The following is an 18,033-nucleotide window of genomic DNA, read 5'->3' on the forward strand; positions in this document are numbered from 1 at the left end:
GCGGCGGGGCTGGGCGCCGGGCTGGCGGCCACCGCCGCCAGGTCGGCATCCACCGTTGCCAGGTGGTCGTCCAGGTTGGGCAGGGGCGACTGCCCCTGGCTGCCGGGCTGGGGGCTCACCGGCTCCAGGCTCAGTTCGCCGGGCGCCCCGGTGGCGGGGGCCGCGTTGCGCTTGGCCTCCTCCGCCTTCTTCAGGGCATCCATGAGCAGGCTCACGGCCGCGGCTCCATGCCGGAGGGCGCCATCTGCTGCTGGGGCCCCGGGTTGTTGGCGAAGAAGTCCTTGGTCGGCAGGGCGTCCCTCAGGTTGGCGTAGTCGCCGCCGATGCTGGCTTCGCGGATGATGACCGGGCGCAGGAAGATGACCAGTTCGGTCTTCTGCAGGGAGTCGTCCTTGGCCGAGAAGAGGCCGCCGGCCACGGGCAGGCGGGAGAGTCCGGGAACGCTGTCGGCCCGGTTCTGCAGCATCTCTTCCATGAGGCCGCCCATGACGGCGATGTTGCCGTTTTCCACCCGCAGCACCGATTCCATCTCCCGGGTGCGGATCACCGGGACCTTGCTCTCGATGCTGTCGGCCAGGCCGTTGATGCCCTTCTTCAAGGCCGGATTGGGGTCGGGGATTTCATCCACCACCCGGGAGATGCTGGGGCGGATGTTGAGCAGCACCGTGTCGTCGCCGCTGATCTGGGCGGTGACGTTCATGACGAAGCCCACCGGCACCGAGTTGAGGGTGGTGGTGTAGGTGGTGACGGTGTTCACCTGGTTCTGGCTGGTGTCGGCCTTGATGGTGAAATAGACGTGGTTGTCCACCACCTTGATCACTGCCGTCTGGTTGTTGAGGACGCTGATCTTGGGGCTGGACAGCACCTTCACCGTGCCGAAGGTTTCCAGCAGGCGCAGGGCGCTGGTGAAGCCGCCGCCGGAGGTGGAGTTCTTGTAGCCGATCTCGAAATTGCTGCCGCTGGCGATGATGCCGGCCACGGCACCGCCCAGGGTCTGGGTCAAGGTGAAGCCGGCGGCGCCGCCGGTGATGCGGCTCCAGTTGATGCCCTGCTGGTAGTTCTGGTCCAGCCGCACTTCGGCGATGGTGGCCTCGATCAGAACCTGGCGCCGGGCGCTGCCCATCACCTGGTCCACGTATTCCTGGATTTTCTCGTGCTGCCGGGAGGTGGCGCGCACCGTGACGATGCCCGTTTCCGGGTGGGCCATGACCGAGGCGGCCTCCCGGAAGGTGGTGCGCCGCACCACCATGGCACCGCTGTTCTGCAGGGTGGCCGGATTGGCGCTGCCCGCCAGGCTGGTGGCGGGGGCCGAGGTGCGGCTGCCGGCCGCCGGCGGCGTGCCGGTGCCGGTGGTGGTCTGGGTGGCCGCCACTTCGGTGACCGTTTCCGAGGAGCCTTCGGGCATGACCTTGTCGGTTTCCCGCAGGATGTCCTTGATGTTCTGGATCAGGTTGTCCCAGAAATGGTGCTGGGCCTTGTTCTCGATGCGGGTGACGGAACTGTTGCCGCTGCCGGCGGTGCCCGGGACCGTGGTGGTGCCGGTGGTGCTGGCGCCGGCGCCGGCGGTGGCGATCTGGGTGGTGACCGAGACGGTGCCGGCGGTGTCCCGGGTCATGTTCACGTAGTCGATCTTGTAATTGCGCAGGTAGGGCGTGTCCGGCATCACCGCCAGATTGGGGCCGTCCAGTTCGAAGCGCATGTCCACCTGCTTGGCCAGGCGGTTGAGGATCTGGGGCAGGGTCTGGTCGATGGCGTTGAGGGTCACCGTGCCGCTGATGCCCGGGTGGATATCCACGTTGAGCTTGGCGTCCCGGGCCAGGGCGAACAGCAGCTCCTGTACCTTGACGTTGTTCACCACCACCGAATAGGTCTCGGTGCGGGGGGCAATCCGGGGTTTGGGCAAGGCCGCCGTCTGCATCACCGGTGCCGGAATGGCGCCGCTGACCACGGGCGCCGAGTCTGCCTGCAGGTGGGCCTTGCTGGGGTCCTTGGCAACGGGAGAGGCGCAGGCGCCGAGCAGTCCCAAGGATAGTGCTGCCAGCAGGGCGCGCACGGGGAAATGCTTGGGCAACGACGGGAGGCCGTCGGGGCGGGGGCCGTAATGGGCAGGCTTCATGGGGCGGGCCTTATCGGTTGTCTCGTTATGGGGCCGTTCTTATGTAACGCTATGTTTTAACGTTGATTATTTTTGAAGCTTCGATTCACTCTAGCATGTTTTTTTTGGTGGAAATTGGGCTTTCCTCACACTTTTTCGCCTGTTTTCCCTTTTTTTAACGTAGCCGCTGCACCTGCCGCGGGTAAGGGCGGGTGTTGCGGATGGCTTCGGGAAGGGCGGCCAGGGCCGTCACGGCGCTATTGCGGTCCGGAAAATCGCCGTAGGTCACGCCCCAGCGCGGTCCCTCCGCCGCCGTCCGGTAGTAGGCGCGCAGCGTCCCGGGGGGCAGGTCGCGGGCGGCCTGGGCCAGGAAGGCTTCCACTTCCCGGGTGGCGGAACCCCTCACCGCCAGCAGTTGCAGTACATAGTGGCGGTCGTCGGCCTGGGGCAGCCAGGCCTGGTGTGCCGCCAGGGCTTGTCGGGTGAGGCGGCCGGTGTTTGGCGGCAGGTCGGCGGGGAGCGGGGCGGCGGAGGTGGCCGCCGGCGTTTCCGCTGGTGCGGATTCGGCCCCCGGGGTTGCCACTGGCTCCTGGGGCGCCTGCGTTGCCTCGGGGGCTGTGACAGCTTCCGGGGCGGCCGCTGATGGCGTGGTGGCGGGTGTCTGGGCGGTGGGTGCGGCGGCAGCCGCGGGCGGCGCCGCGTCGACGGCGACGCTTTGCCGTCCTGCCCAGTAGGCGCCGAGGGTGAGGGCGAGGCCCAGGGGCAGGGCCAGCAGCATGGGGCGCAGGGGACTTGCCTTGTTGGCGGCCGGCAGGGGGGCGAACTGGGCGTCCTTCACCGCAGCCTGGACCTGGGGCTGGTCCACCAGGTGGGTGTTGGCGGCGAAGGCGGCCAGCATGGCCTTGTCGGCCAGGATGTTGATGCGCCGGGTGAGGCCTTCCGAAGCCGCATCGATGTCCTGCAGGGCCCGCGGGCTGAAGATGTCGGGCCCGTGGTAGCCCGCTGCCCGCAGGCGGAACATCAGGTAGGGGCCGATGTCGGTGCGGTGCAGGGGCTCCAGGCCGAAGTTGTGGGTGATGCGTTCCTTCAGCTGGCGCAGGTCCGGCTGGGCCAGGCGCTCGTCCAGCTCCGGCTGGCCGAAGAGGACGATCTGCAGGAGCTTGTGGCGGGAGGATTCCAGGTTGGAGAGGAGGCGGATTTCCTCCAGGGTTTCCCCCGGCATGGCATGGGCCTCGTCGATCAGCACCACCACCCGGCGTCCGGCGGCATAGCTTTGCAGCAGGCGTTCCTGCAGGGCCTTGAGCAGCAGGGAGGGGCGTCCTTCGGGCAGCTCCAGCAGCAGCTCGGCGGCCAGGGCATGGAGAATCTCGTCCCGGGAATAGGAGGGGTTGGCCAGGTAGACCGTCTCCACCGTGGCCGGCAGCTTTTCCAGCAGCATGCGGCACAGCATGGTCTTGCCGCTGCCCACCTCGCCCGTCACCTTGACGATGCCCTCGTCGTTGCTGATGGCGTAGATCAGGGCTTCCAGGGTGGCGCCCCGGTTGCCGCCGGCAAAGAAGAAGTCGGTGTGCGGGGTGATGCGGAACGGAGCCTCCCGCAGGCCGTAGTGTTCAAGGTACATGGCGGTCCTCGTTTCCTTGGCCCTGGCTGGGCAGGCGCTCCAGGCTGTCCCGGCGGGCGTGCAGGGTGGTGCGGTTGATGCCGAGCAGGCGGGCTGCCTGGCTCAGGTTGCCCTGGGTGATCTGCAGGGCGGCCTCCACATAGGCTTTTTCCCAGCGGGCCAGGTGCTGGTCCAGGTCGAAACCGGCCGGGGCCTGCTGCAGGTGCTCCCGGGCGGCCCGGATGTCGGGTGTCACGGGCTGGTCGTGGCGGGGACCGGTATCGGGCTGGGGCAGGTCCAGTTCGCCGGCCAGCTGTTCAGCCGTCACCGTTTGGCCCGGGTATTTGGCGGTGAGGCGGATGACGATGTTGCGCAGCTCCCGCACATTGCCGGGGAAGGCATAGCCATCCCACAGGGCCCGGGCCGGCTCGTCCAGCCGGAAGGGCGGGAGGTGGCTCTGCTGGGCATAGCGCTGGCGGAAGTGCTCCAGGAGTTCCTGCCGGTCCCGGCCCATTTCCCGCAGGGGCGGGACCAGGATGCTGAATACGGAGAGGCGGTGGTAGAGGTCGGCCCGGAAGCGTCCCTCGCGCACCTCCCTTTTCAGGTCCCGGTTGGTGGCGGCGACGATGCGGGCGTTGCTGCGGCGGCTCTGGGTTTCGCCGACCCGCTGGAACTCGCCGTTTTCCAGGACCCGCAGCAGCTTGGGCTGCAGCTCCAGGGGCAGTTCGCCGATTTCGTCGAGAAACAGGGTGCCGTCCGCCGCGTCCTCGAAATAGCCGCTGCGGGCGCCGGCGGCTCCGGTGAAGGCACCCTTGGCGTGGCCGAACAGGGTGGGCTCGAGCAGGGTGGGGGAGATGGCGGCACAGTTGAGGGCCAGGTAGGGCTTGTCGCGGCGGCCGGTGGCCAGGTGCAGCTGGTGGGCGACGATTTCCTTGCCGCTGCCCGATTCGCCTTCGATCAGCACCGGAAACGGGGAGTCGGCGTAGTGGTGGATCTGGGCCCGCAGCTTCTCCATGGGTTCGCTGTGGCCCAGGAGGGGCGAATCGGCCGGGGCCGCCTCGCGGAAGGTGAGGCTGTTCAGCAGGGCCTGGCGCAGGAGGGCGGGGTCGGCCGGTTTGGCGATGAAGTCCACCGCCCCCAGGGTGCGGGCGTGGCGGCCGTGGGCTTCCCCGTCCTGGCCGGAAAGCACCAGGATGCGCATGGCCGGCGACTGGGCCAGCAGTTCGCCGATGAGGGCAAAGCCTTCGTCCGGCTGGTGGGGCAGGGGCGGCAGTCCCAGGTCCACCAGGGCCAGATCGGGTGGCTGGCGCAGTTGGCGCAGCAGGCTGGCACAGTGGCTGCGGGAGGGGCTGGTGAGGACTTCGAACGAGGACGCCAGGGAATAGGCTAGCGTGTCGCTGATCAGGGGGTCGTCGTCCACGATCAGCAGCAGGGGGCGTGACGATGCCGCGGGGAAGGCGCTTTTATCGGGCATTTTCGTTCGCTCGAAATTGGTGGCAGCAAGGGGGCTTGCAGCGCTTTATGTGGCCAAAATACGCCACTTCCCCGGGAGTTTCGCTGGAATTTTTCACGGAGCCCCAGGGCCTATCTGCTAAAATCGCCCCCTTTGGTTTTTTCAGCAAGGATTTTCCGTGCCGACCGAGAGTCTGGTCGAAATACGCGGCCTCAACTTCGCCTACGATACCGATTCCGGCCCCCGCAAGGTGCTGGAAGGTATCGACATGAGCTTCCACAAGGGCAAGGTGGTGGCCATCATGGGCGGCAGCGGCTGCGGCAAAACCACCCTGTTGCGCCTGATCGGCGGCCAGCTGCGTCCCAGTGCGGGCGAGGTCAAGGTGGCCGGCCATGCGGTGCACCGCATGAATACCCGGGAACTCTATGCCCTGCGCCGCCGCATGGGCATGCTGTTCCAGTTCGGCGCCCTGTTCACCGACATGTCCGTGTTCGACAACGTGGCTTTCCAGATGCGGGAACATACCGATCTGCCGGAAGAGCTGATCCGCGACATGGTGCTGCTGAAACTGCAGGCCGTCGGCCTGCGCGGCGCCGCCGGGCTGATGCCGAACGAGCTTTCCGGCGGCATGGCCCGCCGGGTGGCCCTGGCCCGGGCGGTGGCCCTGGACCCCATGCTGATCATGTACGACGAGCCCTTCACCGGCCTCGATCCCATTTCCCTGGGCGTCATCGGCCAGCTGATCCGCAAGCTCAACGATGCCCTGGGTGCGACCTCCATCATGGTCACCCACGATATCCAGGAGTCCCTGCAGATCGTCGACTACATCTATTTCATGTCTGCCGGACGGGTCGTGGCCCAGGGCACGCCGGACGAGATCCGGGCCTCCCGGGACCCCTTCGTGCATCAGTTCGTTCATGCCGAGGCCGACGGCCCGGTGCCTTTCCATTACCCGGCGGTGTCCGTGGCCGATTCCCTGCTGGGAGGTGTGCGTGGCTGATTTGTTGCGTCGGCTGGGCGCCAGCCTGGTGGATCGTATCTGGCAGCTGGGTTTTGCCAGCCGCTTCTTCTGGGCCGTCCTGCGTTATTCCGGCCAGTGCCTGACCCGGCCCAACCTGACGGTCCGGGAAGTCTATTTCAGTGGCGTGCTGTCCCTGCTCATCATCACCGTTTCCGGCCTCTTCGTCGGCATGGTGCTGGGGCTGCAGGGCTATGAAACCCTGCAGCGCTTCGGTTCCTCCGAAGCCCTGGGCATCCTGGTGGCCCTGTCCCTGGTGCGGGAGCTGGGTCCCGTGGTGGCGGCCCTGCTGTTCGCCTCCCGGGCCGGTTCCTCCATCACGGCGGAAATCGGCCTGATGAAGGCCACCGAGCAGTTGAAGGCCATGGACATGATGGCCGTCAATCCCCTGGCCCGGGTGGTGGCGCCCCGTTTCTGGGGTGGTGTCATTTCCATGCCCTTCCTGGCGGCCCTGTTCTCGGCCATGGGGGTGTTCGGCGGCTGGCTGGTCGGCGTGGTGCTGATCGGCGTCGATGACGGCGCTTTCTGGTCCCAGATGCAGGCTTCCGTCGATTTCCGCGAAGACATCCTCAACGGCGTCATCAAGAGCGTGGTGTTCGGTGCCGCCGTGTCGTGGATTTCCGTATTTGAAGGCTATGACTCGGCGCCGACCGCCGAGGGGGTTTCTCGCGCGATTACGCGCACTGTGGTGACGTCGGCCCTGGTTATCCTGGCGCTGGATGTTGTTCTCACCTCGTTTATGTTCCGGGGGGCTTGATGAATCGTAAGGTGCTCGACCTGTGGGTCGGTGTTTTTGTCGCTATTGGTTTCCTGTCACTGTTGTTTTTGGCACTAAAAGTGGGGAATCTGTCCGGTTCCAACTTTGCCGAGACCTACGTCCTGCAGGCCAAGTTTGATAATATCGGGGGCCTGAAGGTCCGCGGTCCGGTGAAAAGTGCCGGTGTGGTGGTGGGTCGGGTGTCGGAAATCCATTTCGATCCCCAGACCTACGAAGCCGTGGTGACCATGACGGTGGATACCCGTTTCAAGTTTCCGAAGGATACTTTTGCTTCGATCCTGACTTCCGGCCTGCTTGGTGAGCAGTACATCGGGCTGGATGTGGGCGGGGACGAGAAAATGCTCTCCCCCGGCGACTCCATCTCCAAGACCCAGTCGGCGGTGGTGCTGGAGAAACTGATCAGCCAGTTCCTGTTTAACAAGGCATCCGAAGGACAGGACAAGAAGTAAGCCGGTTTTGCCATGGCTTCATTCCTCTGGCATGCTTGGCGCGACGCACAAATAACTAACTATCGATATTTCGAGGGACAAAAGTGGATAAGAAGGTAGCCAAGCGTTTCGGTATGTTCGCGCTAGCCACGGCTTTGCTGGCCGGACTCTCCGGCTGTGCCAGCACCGCCAACAACCCCAAGGATCCCCTGGAAGGTTTCAACCGGGCCATGTTCTCCTTCAATGACGGCCTGGACAAGGCCATCATCAAGCCGGTGGCCCAGGGTTACGACTACGTCCTGCCCCAGCCGGTGCAGACCGGGGTCGGCAATTTCTTCGGCAACATCGCCGACGTCTTCATCGCCGTGAACAACCTGCTGCAGGGCAAGCCCGCCGACGCCGCCTCCGATGCCGGTCGCTTCCTGCTGAATACTACGGTCGGCATTCTTGGCGTGTTCGATGTGGCCACGCCCGCCGGTCTGGAAAAGCACGACGAGGACTTCGGTCAGACCTTCGGCCGCTGGGGTGTGGGCGAAGGCGCCTACGTGGTGTGGCCGTTCATCGGCTCCCGCACCGTGCGTGATACCGCCGGTTACGTGGTGGATGTGGCTGTTGATCCGGTGTGGAACGTGGATCACGTGCCGACCCGCAACAGCCTGGCCGTGCTGCGCCTGGTGGATACCCGCGCTTCCCTGCTGCCGGCGGAGAAGGTCATCGACGATGCCGCCCTGGACAAGTACTCCTATATGCGCGATGCCTATCTGCAGCGCCGCAAGAGCCTGGTTTACGACGGCAACCCGCCCCGGGAAAAGCTTGAGGACTGAGTCTTCCCCCTCCTGACCATACCCCGCCGCCAGGCGGGGTATGTCTTTGTGCTCCCCCCTAAGTTAAAATCCGCTTCCCAATTAGAGAGATTGCGCCATGAAAGCCATTCGTGTCCTTTTCACCATTCTCAGCTTCGGTCTCCTGTCGGCTCCCGTTTTCGCCGATGACATGGCCCCCGATGTGCTGGTCAAGAAAGTGACCGATGAGGTGCTGGCCGTGGTCCGCGCCGACAAGGACCTGCAGAACGGCAACACCAAGAAGGCCATCGACCTGGTGGAAACCAAGGTGCTGCCTCACTTCAACTTCACCCGCATGACCGCCCTGGCCCTGGGCCGCGAGTGGTCCAAGACCAGCGCCGAGCAGAAGACCCGGCTGACCAATGAATTCCGCATCCTGCTGGTGCGTACCTATTCCAACGCCCTGACCGCCTACAAGGATCAGACCGTCGAGTACAAGCCCTTCAAGATGCAGGCCGGCGAAACCGACGTGACCGTGCGCACCCTGGTGCACCAGACCAACGGCAAGCATATCGGCCTGGACTACGCCCTGGACAAGCAGGCCGACGGCTGGAAGGTCTATGACGTAGTGGTGGCCGGCGTTTCCCTGGTGACCAACTACCGTGAATCCTTCACCCAGGAAATCCGCGCCAATGGCGTCGATGGCCTGATCAGCACCCTGGCTGCCAAGAATAAGGGCCTGGAAGCCGCTGCCGCCGGTAAGAAGTGATGATCTCCATTGAAGGTTCCACCCTGAGGGTGACTGCCCCCATGGTGATTGCCAATGCACGGGAACTCCTGGCCCAGGGCCAGGATGCCCTGGCCGCCACGCCCGGGCTAACCCGGGTCGATCTGTCCGCCGTGACCGAGGCCGATTCCTCGGCTCTGACCCTGCTCTTCGCCTGGCTGCGCCGTGCCCAGACCCAGGGCCGTCAGCTGGATATCGTTGCGCCTCCCGCCGGCCTGTTGAGCCTGGCGGAGCTGTACGGTATTTCCGACCTCCTGCCCCTGGCCTGAGCCTGTCGCCCGGAATCCCATGGGCACTGCTGTCCACTTCGATCGTGTCGCCAAGCGCTTCGGCTCCCTGCAGGCCCTGGCCGGAGTCTCCCTGGAAATCGCCGAGGGCGAGTTCTTCGGCCTTCTGGGGCCCAACGGCGCCGGCAAGACCACGCTGATTTCCTGCCTTGCCGGCCTGGCCCGGCCCGATGCCGGCAGCGTCCGGGTGCTTGGCCGCGACGTGGTGGCCGACTATCGGGAGGCCCGGCGCCTGCTGGGCGTGGTGCCCCAGGAGCTGGTCTTCGACCCCTTCTTTTCCGTGCGCGAAACCCTGCGCATCCAGTCCGGCTATTTCGGCATCCGCAACAACGATGCCTGGATCGACGAGATTCTGGAAAACCTGGACCTCACCGCCAAGGCCAATACCAACATGCGCCGTCTCTCCGGCGGCATGAAGCGGCGCGTGCTGGTGGCCCAGGCCCTGGTGCACAGGCCGCCGGTGATCGTCCTCGACGAGCCCACCGCCGGCGTCGATGTGGAACTGCGCCAGGGGCTGTGGGAGTTCATCCGCCGCCTCAACGGCGAGGGCCACACCATCATTCTCACCACCCATTACCTGGAAGAGGCGGAAACCCTGTGCGGGCGCATCGGCATGCTCAAGCAGGGGCAACTGGTGGCCCTGGATGAGACGGCCAGCCTGTTGCGCCAGTTTTCCGGCCACACCCTGACCCTGCGCCTGGGCCAGGGCGATCTGCCCGCGGCCCTGGCGCCGCGCCTGCTGTCCCGGGAGGGGGCCGTCTGCCGCCTGCGGCTGGCGGGCTTTGCCGAACTGGAACAGGTGCTGGCCGACCTGCGCCAGGCAGGTTGCGGCGTCGCCGACCTGAAGCTGGACGAGCCGGACCTCGAAGAAGTCTTCGTTCGCCTGATGCGCGGCGAAGTCAGCCGGGAGGCGGTGCAGCCATGATGTTGGGCTTTCGCACCCTGTTCTACAAGGAAGTGCTGCGTTTCTGGAAGGTCGGTTTCCAGACCGTGGCGGCACCGGTGCTGACGGCCCTGTTGTACCTGCTCATCTTCGCCCACGTGCTGGATGAAAACACCCGTATCCACGGCGTCACCTACACCGCTTTCCTTGTGCCCGGGCTGGTGATGATGTCGGTGCTGCAGAACGCCTTCGCCAATTCCTCCTCGTCCCTGATCCAATCCAAGGTCACCGGCAGCGTGGTGTTCGTGCTGCTGCCGCCCATCGCCTACGGCGAGTTTTTCCTCGCCTACGTCCTGGCGGCCCTGGCCAGGGGCGTGGTGGTGGGGCTGGGGGTGCTGCTGATGACGCTGGCCTTCGCCCCCCTGCAACTGGCCCATCCCCTGTGGGCCCTGGCCTTTGCCGTGCTCGGCGGCGCCATGCTGGGGGCCCTGGGCATGATCGCCGGCATCTGGGCCGACAAGTTCGACCAGCTGGCGGCCTTCCAGAACTTCCTGATCATGCCGCTGACCATGCTCTCCGGCGTCTTCTACTCCATTTACAGCCTGCCGCCCTTCTGGCAGCAGGTGTCCCATTTCAACCCCGTGTTCTATATGATCGACGGTTTCCGCTACGGCTTTTTCGGTGTTTCCGACGCCGCTCCGCTACAAAGCCTGCTGGTGGTGTCCGTCTGCTTTGCCGCGCTCACCGCGCTGACCCTGGCCCTGCTCAAGCGGGGCTACAAATTGAGAGCCTGACCCATGGTAAGACCCGAAGACATCCAAACCTACATCCAGGAGGGATTGCCCTGCGACCATATCCGGATCGACGGGGACGGCCATCACTTTGAAGCGGTGATCGTCAGTGCCGAGTTCGCCGGCAAGAACCGGGTGCAGCGCCAGCAACGGGTTTACCTGACCATCAAGGACCGTCTGGACAGCGGCGAAATCCACGCCCTCTCCTTCAAGACCTTCACCCCGGAAGAATGGGAGGCCCAGCGTGGATAAGCTCCTCATCCAGGGCGGCACGCCCCTGCGCGGCGAAGTGGCCATTTCCGGCGCCAAGAATGCGGCCCTGCCCATCCTCTGCGCCTCCCTGCTGTCGGCCGAGCCCCTGCGCCTGTCCAGTCTGCCCCACCTCAACGATGTCTCCACCATGCTCGGCCTGCTCGGCCAGATGGGCCTGGAAGTGACCCTGGACGGCGCCGACGGCGTGGTCCTGGACGCCAAGGGCCTCAACAACCCGGTGGCTCCCTACGACCTGGTCAAGACCATGCGCGCCTCCGTGCTGGTGCTGGGCCCCCTGGTGGCCCGCTGCGGCGAGGCCAAGGTGTCCCTGCCCGGCGGCTGTGCCATCGGTGCCCGGCCGGTGGACCAGCACATCAAGGGTCTGCAGGCCATGGGGGCCGAGGTCAAGGTGGAGCACGGCTACATCCATGCCAAGGCCAGCCGCCTCAAGGGCGCCCGCATCTGCACCGACATGGTTACCGTCACCGGCACCGAGAACCTGATGATGGCCGCTGTGCTGGCCGAGGGCGAAACCGTGATCGAGAACGCCGCCCGGGAACCGGAAGTGGTGGATCTGGCCAACTGCCTCATCTCCATGGGTGCCCGCATCTCCGGTGCCGGCAGCGACGTCATCCGCATCCAGGGCGTGGACAAGCTCCACGGTGCCACCCACCGCATCATGCCGGACCGCATCGAGACCGGCACCTACCTCTGTGCCGCCGCCGCCACCGGCGGCGAGGTGCGCCTGACTCGCACTTCCTCCGCCTATCTGGATGCGGTCATCGACAAGCTCATGGACGCCGGCTGCGACATCCAGACCGAGCGCGACGCCATCAGCCTCAAGGCCCCGGCCCGCCTCAAGGCCGTCAGCATCCGCACCGCCCCCTATCCCGCCTTCCCCACGGACATGCAGGCCCAGTTCATGGCCCTCAACACCGTGGCCGACGGCGCCGCCACCATCCGCGAGACCATTTTCGAGAACCGCTTCATGCATGCGGTGGAACTGGCCCGCCTGGGCGCCGCCATCGACATCAACGGCAACACCGCGGTGGTCAAGGGCGTGCCCCAGTTGGAAGGGGCCACGGTGATGGCCACCGACCTGCGGGCCTCCGCCTCCCTGGTCATCGCCGCCCTGGTGGCCAAGGGCGAGACCCTGATCGAGCGCATCTACCACCTGGACCGGGGCTACGAGCGCATCGAGGAGAAGCTTTCCAAGCTGGGGGCCAGCGTGCGCCGGGTGCGCTGAACCGCCGTTCCCCGACAAAAAAGCCCCGTTGTCGTGCATGCGACAACGGGGCTTTTTTTAACTGCATGAAAAACAAGGGATTTCGTCCAGGCATCAAGATTGCTGGATGGGGCTGTCCTCAATGGAGAAAGCCCATGCCCAACTACCTCAATATCGGCGACGTCATCTTCGCCCGGGAAACCATCCAGAACGACGGCGGCGTGCCCGAGCAGCCGGAAGATGCGGTCTTCGCCCGGCCGGGAAGCCGCGGCGTGGTGGTGCAGATCGGTGCCGCCGCGGCCGACATGCGCCAGGAAATCATCCTGGTGCGCTTCGAAGGCACCGACGGGGTGCTCGGTCCGCCCGTCGGTTGCCTGCCCGAGGAACTGACCCAGGACGAGGCCGAAGCCGCGGCCCTGGTCTGAGCCTGCCGAGGGTGGGGCGCGGCCCTAGCCCTTGTCGTCCGGTTCGAAGAAGACCCAGCGCACGTCCGGGAAGGATGCCTTGAGGGCGTCCTGCACCGCATTGATCTGGTCGATGAGGCCGCTGGCACTCTGCTGTTCGGCCATGCGGGCCTTCACCGCGACGAAGAGGTAGCTGCCCATCTGGAAGGAAATCAGGTTGTAGAGGGTTTCCACCTCCGGGCGCTGCCGCAGCCACTGCTCCATGGCCGCATGGGCGGCGGGCTCGGCGCTCTGGCCGATGAGCAGGGCCTTCACCTCCAGGCCGACGCCGATGGCCACCACCACCAGCAGGGCGCCGACGGCGATGCTGCCCCAGGCGTCGAAAGCCGGATTGCCGGTGGCGAGGGAAAGCAGGATGGCGCCCAGGGCCAGGGTCAGACCGGCCAGGGCGGCGATGTCCTCGCCCATGACCACGATCAGCTCCGACTCCCGGCTGTCGCGGAAATAGCGCCATAGCGGCATGTCGCCCGCCTTCTCGCGGATTTCGTGGATGCAGCCGCGCAGGGACCAGGCTTCCAGCAGCACGCCGACGCCCAGGACGATGATGGCGACCCAGGGATTTGCCAGGGGCTCCGGGTGGGACAGCTTGTGCACGCCCTCGTAGATGGAAAAGGCGCCGCCCAGGGAGAAGAGCATGATGGCCACCATGAAGGACCAGAAGTAGGTGGCTTTGCCGAAGCCCAAAGGGTGGTCCGGTGTCGGCTGCCGCCTGGCCTGCCTGATGCCCAGCAGCAACAGCAGCTGGTTGGCGCAGTCGGCGGCGGAGTGCACGGCTTCGGCCAGCATGGCGGAGGAGCCGGTGTAGGCGGCTGCCACGGCCTTGGAGGCGGCGATGCCGGCGTTGGCGGAAAGGGCGTAGATGATGGCGCTCATGGGCTGTCCGGAGGCGGGGGAAGGTCATGCTTTTACCATAAGCCCGGCCGCGGCCCAAGAAGCATGGTCCAAGGCGGGGCGGCGATACGGTAAAATGTCTTCTTTTGCCCCGGGAAAACGCCGTGAACGGCATTACCATCGCCCTCTCCAAGGGCCGCATCTTCGAAGAAACCCTGCCCCTGCTGGCGGCGGCCGGCATCGTGCCCGCCGAAAATCCCGAAACCTCCCGCAAGCTGATCATCGCCACCAACCGGCCCGACGTGCGGGTGGTGATCGTCCGCGCCACCGATGCGCCGACCTATGTCCAGCATGGCGCCGCCGACCTCGGCGTGGTCGGCAAGGACGTGCTGATCGAGCACGGCGGTGCCGGCCTGTACCAGCCCCTGGACCTGAAGATCGCCAAGTGCCGCATGAGCGTGGCCGTGCCCGCCGGCTTCGACTACGAGCATGCCGTACGCCAGGGCGCCCGTTTGAAGATCGCCACCAAGTACACCAAAATCGCCCGGGAGCATTTTGCCGCCAAGGGCGTGCACGTGGACCTCATCAAGCTATACGGCTCCATGGAACTGGCGCCCCTGGCCGGTCTGTCGGACGCCATCGTGGACCTGGTGTCCACCGGCGGCACCCTGAAGGCCAACAACCTGGTGGAGGTGGAACACATCATGGACATCTCCTCCCGTCTCATCGTCAACCAGGCTTCCCTGAAACTTAAGCGGGAAACTCTCGGTCCCATCCTGGACGCCTTTACCCAGGCCGTGGAGAAGAATGCATGAGCAGCGTGAACATCAAGCGCCTGAGCAGCGCCGACGCCGATTTCCAGCAGCGCCTCGATGAACTGCTGGCCTTCGAGGGCGCCCAGGACGAGAACATCGAAAAGACCGTGGTCGGCATCCTGGCCGACGTCAAGGCCCGGGGCGACGCCGCGGTGGTGGAATACACAAACCGCTTCGACCGTCTCTCCGTTGCCGGCATGGCCGCCCTGGAGCTGCCCAAGGCCGAGCTGCAGGCCGCCCTGGACGGCCTTCCCGCCGAGCGCCGGGCCGCCCTGGAAGCGGCTGCCCAGCGCATCCGCACCTACCACGAGCGCCAGCTGGGTGCCGGCTTCACCTACACCGAAGCCGACGGCACCATGCTCGGCCAGATGGTGACGCCCCTGGACCGGGTGGGCCTTTACGTGCCCGGCGGCAAGGCCGCCTATCCCTCCTCGGTGCTGATGAACGCCCTGCCGGCCAAGGTGGCGGGGGTCAAGGAACTGATCATGGTGGTGCCCACCCCCGGCGGCGAACACAACGCCCTGGTGCTGGCCGCCGCCTGTCTGGCCGGCGTGGATCGCGTCTTCACCATCGGCGGCGCCCAGGCCGTGGCCGCCCTGGCCTACGGCACCGAAACCGTGCCCCAGGTGGACAAGATCGTCGGCCCGGGCAATGCCTACGTGGCCTGCGCCAAGCGCCGGGTCTTCGGCATCGTCGGTATCGACATGGTGGCCGGCCCCTCGGAAATCCTGGTGCTGGCCGACGGTTCCACGGACCCGGACTGGGTGGCCATGGACCTCTTCTCCCAGGCCGAACACGACGAGCTGGCCCAGTCCATCCTGATCTGCCCCGACGCCGCCTACATCGAGAAGGTGCAGGCCAGCATCGACAAGCTGCTGCCCACCATGCCGCGCCGCGACGTGATCCGCACCTCCCTGGAAAACCGGGGCGCCCTGATCCTGGTGCAGGATCTGGAAGAAGCCGTGGCCATGGCCAACCGGGTGGCCCCGGAGCACCTGGAACTGTCCCTGGCCGAGCCCGATGCCTGGGTGGAGAAGATTCACCACGCCGGCGCCATCTTCATCGGCCCCTACACCTCCGAGTCCCTGGGCGACTACTGCGCCGGCCCCAACCACGTGCTGCCCACCTCCGGCAGCGCCCGCTTTTCCTCGCCCCTGGGGGTCTATGACTTCCAGAAGCGCACCAGCCTGATCCGGGTGTCGAAGGACGGGGCCCAGACCCTGGGCCGCATCGCCGCCACCCTGGCGGACGGGGAGGGCCTGCCGGCCCACGCCCAGTCGGCCCGCTACCGCCTCGATGCCTGAGGCCGGCGCACAGGACCAGCCCGGGGGCGGGGGAGGCGACTCTCCCGCCCCTGTCACGTGCAGGCAGCTGTTTCTCGGCTTTTCCTCCGTCGGCATTTCCGGTTTCGGCGGCGTCCTGCCCTTTGCCCGGCGCATGCTGGTGGAGGAGCGGCGCTGGCTGACGGCGGAGGAATTCAATTCCCTCCTGGGCCTGTGCCAGTTCCTGCCCGGGCCCAATGTGGCCAACCTCTCCATCGCCGTGGGTTCCCGCTACCAGGGCATCCGCGGCGCCATTGCCGCGGTGAGTGGCCTCTTCGGCGGCCCCCTGCTGATCGTGCTGCTGCTGGGCCTGCTCTATGACCGCTACGGCCAGCTGCCCCAGGTTCAGGGCCTGTTGCGGGGCGTGGCGGCGGTGGGCTGCGGTCTGCTCTTCGGCACCGCCCTGCGCATGGGCCTGGCCTTGCAGGTGAAGCGCCTGTTCCTGCCTTTCACCCTGGCGGTGTTCGTCGCCGTGGCCCTGCTGCGCTGGCCCATGCCCATCGTCATGGTGGCCTTGCTGGCGCTTGCCGCCGGCGTCGCCTACGCCCACCTGAAACGCAAGGGGGCGCCGTGAGCCTGCTGGCCGACCTCTTCTTCCAGTTCGCCCTGCTCTTCTGCGTCGCCTTCGGCGGCGCTTCGGCCCTGCTGCCGGAAATGCATCGGGTGGTGGTGCTGGAAAAGCACTGGCTGGACGATGCCACCTTCACCCATCTCTACGCCATCGCCCAGGCCGCCCCCGGCCCCAACGGCCTGGTGGTGAGCCTGATCGGCTGGGAGGTGGCGGGCGTGCCCGGCGCCCTGGCCGCTTCCCTGGGCATGGTGCTGCCCACCGGCATCATGATCTACCTGCTGATGCAGCACTGGCACCGCTTCGCCGGTGCCCGCTGGCAGCAGTCGGTGCAGCTGGGAGTGGCACCCCTGGCGGTGGGCCTGGTTTTCGCCGCCGCCTTCCTCATCGGCCAGGCGGCCGGCCTCGGCTGGGGCGGGGTGCTGCTGGCCGGCCTGACGGCCGCCGCCCTGCTCAAGACCAAGTGGCACCCCCTGTGGCTGATCGGCCTGGGCGGTGTGGCGGGCTTGCTGGGCTGGGTGTGAGGCGGTCCGGGAGCGGTGGCTGGAGAGGTAATATCTGCGCGCCTTCCGGCCATGCCGTGGTGGAGAGTGGCGTCCCTGCTGCCTCGTAGGGCAGGGGGAAAACAAAAGGCCCGTCCAGCTGGACGGGCCTTTGTCTTGGGGGCGCCGGCAACTTAGCCGAGGATTTCCTTGAGGGCTGCCACCAGGGCGCCGCACTGCTCGTCGGTGCCGATGGTGATGCGCAGGAACTGGTCGATGCGCGGGGCCTTGAAGTGGCGCACGATGATGCTGCGCTGGCGCAGGGCCTGGGCCAGCTCGGCGCCGTCCCGGCCCGGGTGGCGGGCGAAGACGAAGTTGGCGGCAGAGGGCAGGACCTGGAAGCCGAGCAGGGTGAGGTCGCTCACCAGCTGTTCCCGGCTGGCGATCACCGCATTGCGGGTGCGGTCGAACCAGGCCCGGTCCTCCAGGGCGGCCACGGCGCCGGCGATGGCGATGCGGTCCAGGGGGTAGGAGTTGAAGCTGTTCTTGACCCGTTCCAGGGCCTCGATCAGGTCCGGGTGGCCCACCGCGTAGCCCACCCGCAGGCCCGCCAGGGAGCGGGACTTGGACAGGGTGTGCACCACCAGCAGGTTGGGGAAGCGGTTCACCAGGGCAATCGCCGTCGGGATTGTGTCCTGGCCGCCGAAGTCCACGTAGGCCTCATCGACCACCACCACCGATTCTGTGTTGGCCGTCAGCAGGGCCTCGATCTCTCCCAGGGGCAGCAGGCGGCCGGTGGGAGCGTTGGGATTGGGGAAGATGATGCCGCCGTTGGCGCGGCGGTAGGCGGAAAGGTCGATGCCGTAATCCCCGTCCAGGGCCACGGTTTCGGCGCTAATGCCGTAGAGGCCGGCATAGACCGGGTAGAAGCTGTAGCTGATGTCCGGGTAGAGCAGGGGGGCGTCATGTTGCAGCAGGGCCATGAAAACGTGGGCCAGCACCTCGTCGGAGCCGTTGCCGACGAAGACCTGCCTGGCGCTGATGCCGAATTCGCCGTAGAAGGCGGCCACCGCCTCCTTCAGCCGGTCGGCGCTGGGGTCCGGGTAGAGGCGCAGGCTGGCGCCGTCATGGCCGATCTCCGCCTGCATGGCGGCCACGGCCTTGGGGGAGGG

21 protein-coding genes are annotated in these 18,033 nt (G+C 66.4%); 15 read left to right on the forward strand and 6 right to left on the reverse strand.

Translation table 11 applies throughout. The features are described from left to right. The 4 genes from AC1RTA_RS14490 to AC1RTA_RS14505 all read right to left on the reverse strand — a co-directional run. On the reverse strand, nucleotides 1–215 hold a 215-nt coding region (locus AC1RTA_RS14490; protein WP_492785106.1), incomplete at its 3' end, for a hypothetical protein. Further along, nucleotides 212–2,116, reverse strand: coding sequence for a pilus (MSHA type) biogenesis protein MshL (gene mshL / locus AC1RTA_RS14495; RefSeq protein WP_014236491.1), 1,905 nt, complete (start codon nucleotides 2,114–2,116; stop codon nucleotides 212–214). The genes AC1RTA_RS14490 and mshL, both read right to left, overlap by 4 nt. A gap of 154 nt (nucleotides 2,117–2,270) precedes the next feature. Next, on the reverse strand, nucleotides 2,271–3,716 hold the full coding sequence (locus AC1RTA_RS14500) for an AAA family ATPase (RefSeq protein WP_492785107.1): 1,446 nt from the start codon (nucleotides 3,714–3,716) through the stop codon (nucleotides 2,271–2,273). Next, nucleotides 3,706–5,169, reverse strand: a complete 1,464-nt coding sequence (locus AC1RTA_RS14505; RefSeq protein ID WP_492785108.1) for a sigma-54-dependent transcriptional regulator — start codon at nucleotides 5,167–5,169, stop codon at nucleotides 3,706–3,708. Before AC1RTA_RS14505 ends, AC1RTA_RS14500 begins: the two co-directional genes overlap by 11 nt. A gap of 157 nt (nucleotides 5,170–5,326) precedes the next feature. Here AC1RTA_RS14505 and AC1RTA_RS14510 point away from each other — a divergent pair, with 157 nt between their 5' ends. The 11 genes from AC1RTA_RS14510 (at nucleotide 5,327) to AC1RTA_RS14560 (ending at nucleotide 12,804) form a co-directional block, all read left to right on the forward strand. Continuing rightward, entirely contained in the window at nucleotides 5,327–6,148 is an 822-nt protein-coding gene (locus AC1RTA_RS14510; protein ID WP_014236494.1) for an ABC transporter ATP-binding protein, read from the forward strand. Next, nucleotides 6,141–6,923, forward strand: coding sequence for a lipid asymmetry maintenance ABC transporter permease subunit MlaE (mlaE, locus tag AC1RTA_RS14515; RefSeq protein WP_014236495.1), 783 nt, complete (start codon nucleotides 6,141–6,143; stop codon nucleotides 6,921–6,923). Before AC1RTA_RS14510 ends, mlaE begins: the two co-directional genes overlap by 8 nt. Next, on the forward strand, nucleotides 6,923–7,393 hold the full coding sequence (gene mlaD / locus AC1RTA_RS14520) for an outer membrane lipid asymmetry maintenance protein MlaD (protein WP_014236496.1): 471 nt from the start codon (nucleotides 6,923–6,925) through the stop codon (nucleotides 7,391–7,393). Before mlaE ends, mlaD begins: the two co-directional genes overlap by 1 nt. An 83-nt stretch (nucleotides 7,394–7,476) precedes the next feature. After that, nucleotides 7,477–8,196, forward strand: a complete 720-nt coding sequence (locus tag AC1RTA_RS14525) for an MlaA family lipoprotein (protein ID WP_205231112.1) — start codon at nucleotides 7,477–7,479, stop codon at nucleotides 8,194–8,196. Between the two features lie 97 nt (nucleotides 8,197–8,293). Next, nucleotides 8,294–8,923, forward strand: coding sequence for an MlaC/ttg2D family ABC transporter substrate-binding protein (locus AC1RTA_RS14530; RefSeq protein ID WP_014236498.1), 630 nt, complete (start codon nucleotides 8,294–8,296; stop codon nucleotides 8,921–8,923). Next, the gene (locus tag AC1RTA_RS14535; protein WP_014236499.1) at nucleotides 8,923–9,210 is read left to right on the forward strand and encodes an STAS domain-containing protein; all 288 of its coding nucleotides are present in this window, start codon (nucleotides 8,923–8,925) and stop codon (nucleotides 9,208–9,210) included. The genes AC1RTA_RS14530 and AC1RTA_RS14535 overlap by 1 nt, the downstream gene beginning before the upstream one ends. 19 nt (nucleotides 9,211–9,229) lie before the next feature. Next, a complete protein-coding gene (locus AC1RTA_RS14540) occupies nucleotides 9,230–10,153 on the forward strand; it encodes an ABC transporter ATP-binding protein (protein ID WP_492785109.1) in 924 nt (307 codons plus the stop codon). Continuing rightward, entirely contained in the window at nucleotides 10,150–10,905 is a 756-nt protein-coding gene (locus AC1RTA_RS14545) for an ABC transporter permease (protein WP_492785110.1), read from the forward strand. The genes AC1RTA_RS14540 and AC1RTA_RS14545 overlap by 4 nt, the downstream gene beginning before the upstream one ends. A gap of 3 nt (nucleotides 10,906–10,908) precedes the next feature. Beyond that, nucleotides 10,909–11,154, forward strand: coding sequence for a BolA family protein (locus AC1RTA_RS14550; RefSeq protein ID WP_492785111.1), 246 nt, complete (start codon nucleotides 10,909–10,911; stop codon nucleotides 11,152–11,154). After that, the gene (gene murA, locus AC1RTA_RS14555; protein WP_014236503.1) at nucleotides 11,147–12,400 is read left to right on the forward strand and encodes a UDP-N-acetylglucosamine 1-carboxyvinyltransferase; all 1,254 of its coding nucleotides are present in this window, start codon (nucleotides 11,147–11,149) and stop codon (nucleotides 12,398–12,400) included. The genes AC1RTA_RS14550 and murA overlap by 8 nt, the downstream gene beginning before the upstream one ends. A gap of 134 nt (nucleotides 12,401–12,534) precedes the next feature. Then, nucleotides 12,535–12,804 (forward strand): nitrogen fixation protein NifZ, encoded by a 270-nt coding sequence (locus tag AC1RTA_RS14560; protein WP_492785112.1) that lies wholly within the window; start codon nucleotides 12,535–12,537, stop codon nucleotides 12,802–12,804. Between the two features lie 24 nt (nucleotides 12,805–12,828). Here AC1RTA_RS14560 and AC1RTA_RS14565 read toward each other — a convergent pair whose 3' ends face one another. Continuing rightward, nucleotides 12,829–13,716: a cation diffusion facilitator family transporter gene (locus tag AC1RTA_RS14565; RefSeq protein WP_130460145.1), complete on the reverse strand. Its 888-nt coding sequence runs from the start codon at nucleotides 13,714–13,716 to the stop codon at nucleotides 12,829–12,831. A 122-nt stretch (nucleotides 13,717–13,838) separates the two neighbouring features. Between AC1RTA_RS14565 and hisG the strand changes: the two genes are divergently transcribed. The 4 genes from hisG to AC1RTA_RS14585 are packed head-to-tail and all read left to right on the forward strand — an operon-like array spanning nucleotide 13,839 to nucleotide 16,903. Next, nucleotides 13,839–14,489, forward strand: a complete 651-nt coding sequence (gene hisG / locus AC1RTA_RS14570) for an ATP phosphoribosyltransferase (RefSeq protein WP_152090556.1) — start codon at nucleotides 13,839–13,841, stop codon at nucleotides 14,487–14,489. Beyond that, the gene (hisD, locus tag AC1RTA_RS14575; RefSeq protein WP_492785113.1) at nucleotides 14,486–15,793 is read left to right on the forward strand and encodes a histidinol dehydrogenase; all 1,308 of its coding nucleotides are present in this window, start codon (nucleotides 14,486–14,488) and stop codon (nucleotides 15,791–15,793) included. Before hisG ends, hisD begins: the two co-directional genes overlap by 4 nt. Beyond that, nucleotides 15,786–16,385 (forward strand): chromate transporter, encoded by a 600-nt coding sequence (locus AC1RTA_RS14580; protein WP_492785114.1) that lies wholly within the window; start codon nucleotides 15,786–15,788, stop codon nucleotides 16,383–16,385. The genes hisD and AC1RTA_RS14580 overlap by 8 nt, the downstream gene beginning before the upstream one ends. Continuing rightward, entirely contained in the window at nucleotides 16,382–16,903 is a 522-nt protein-coding gene (locus AC1RTA_RS14585) for a chromate transporter (protein ID WP_014236509.1), read from the forward strand. The genes AC1RTA_RS14580 and AC1RTA_RS14585 overlap by 4 nt, the downstream gene beginning before the upstream one ends. Before the next feature lie 152 nt (nucleotides 16,904–17,055). Here AC1RTA_RS14585 and AC1RTA_RS14590 read toward each other — a convergent pair. Next, nucleotides 17,056–18,033: pyridoxal phosphate-dependent aminotransferase (locus tag AC1RTA_RS14590; protein ID WP_492785115.1), on the reverse strand; the 978-nt coding region annotated here is incomplete at its 5' end.

Source organism: Azospira sp. MPR-E4, from assembly GCF_058809645.1.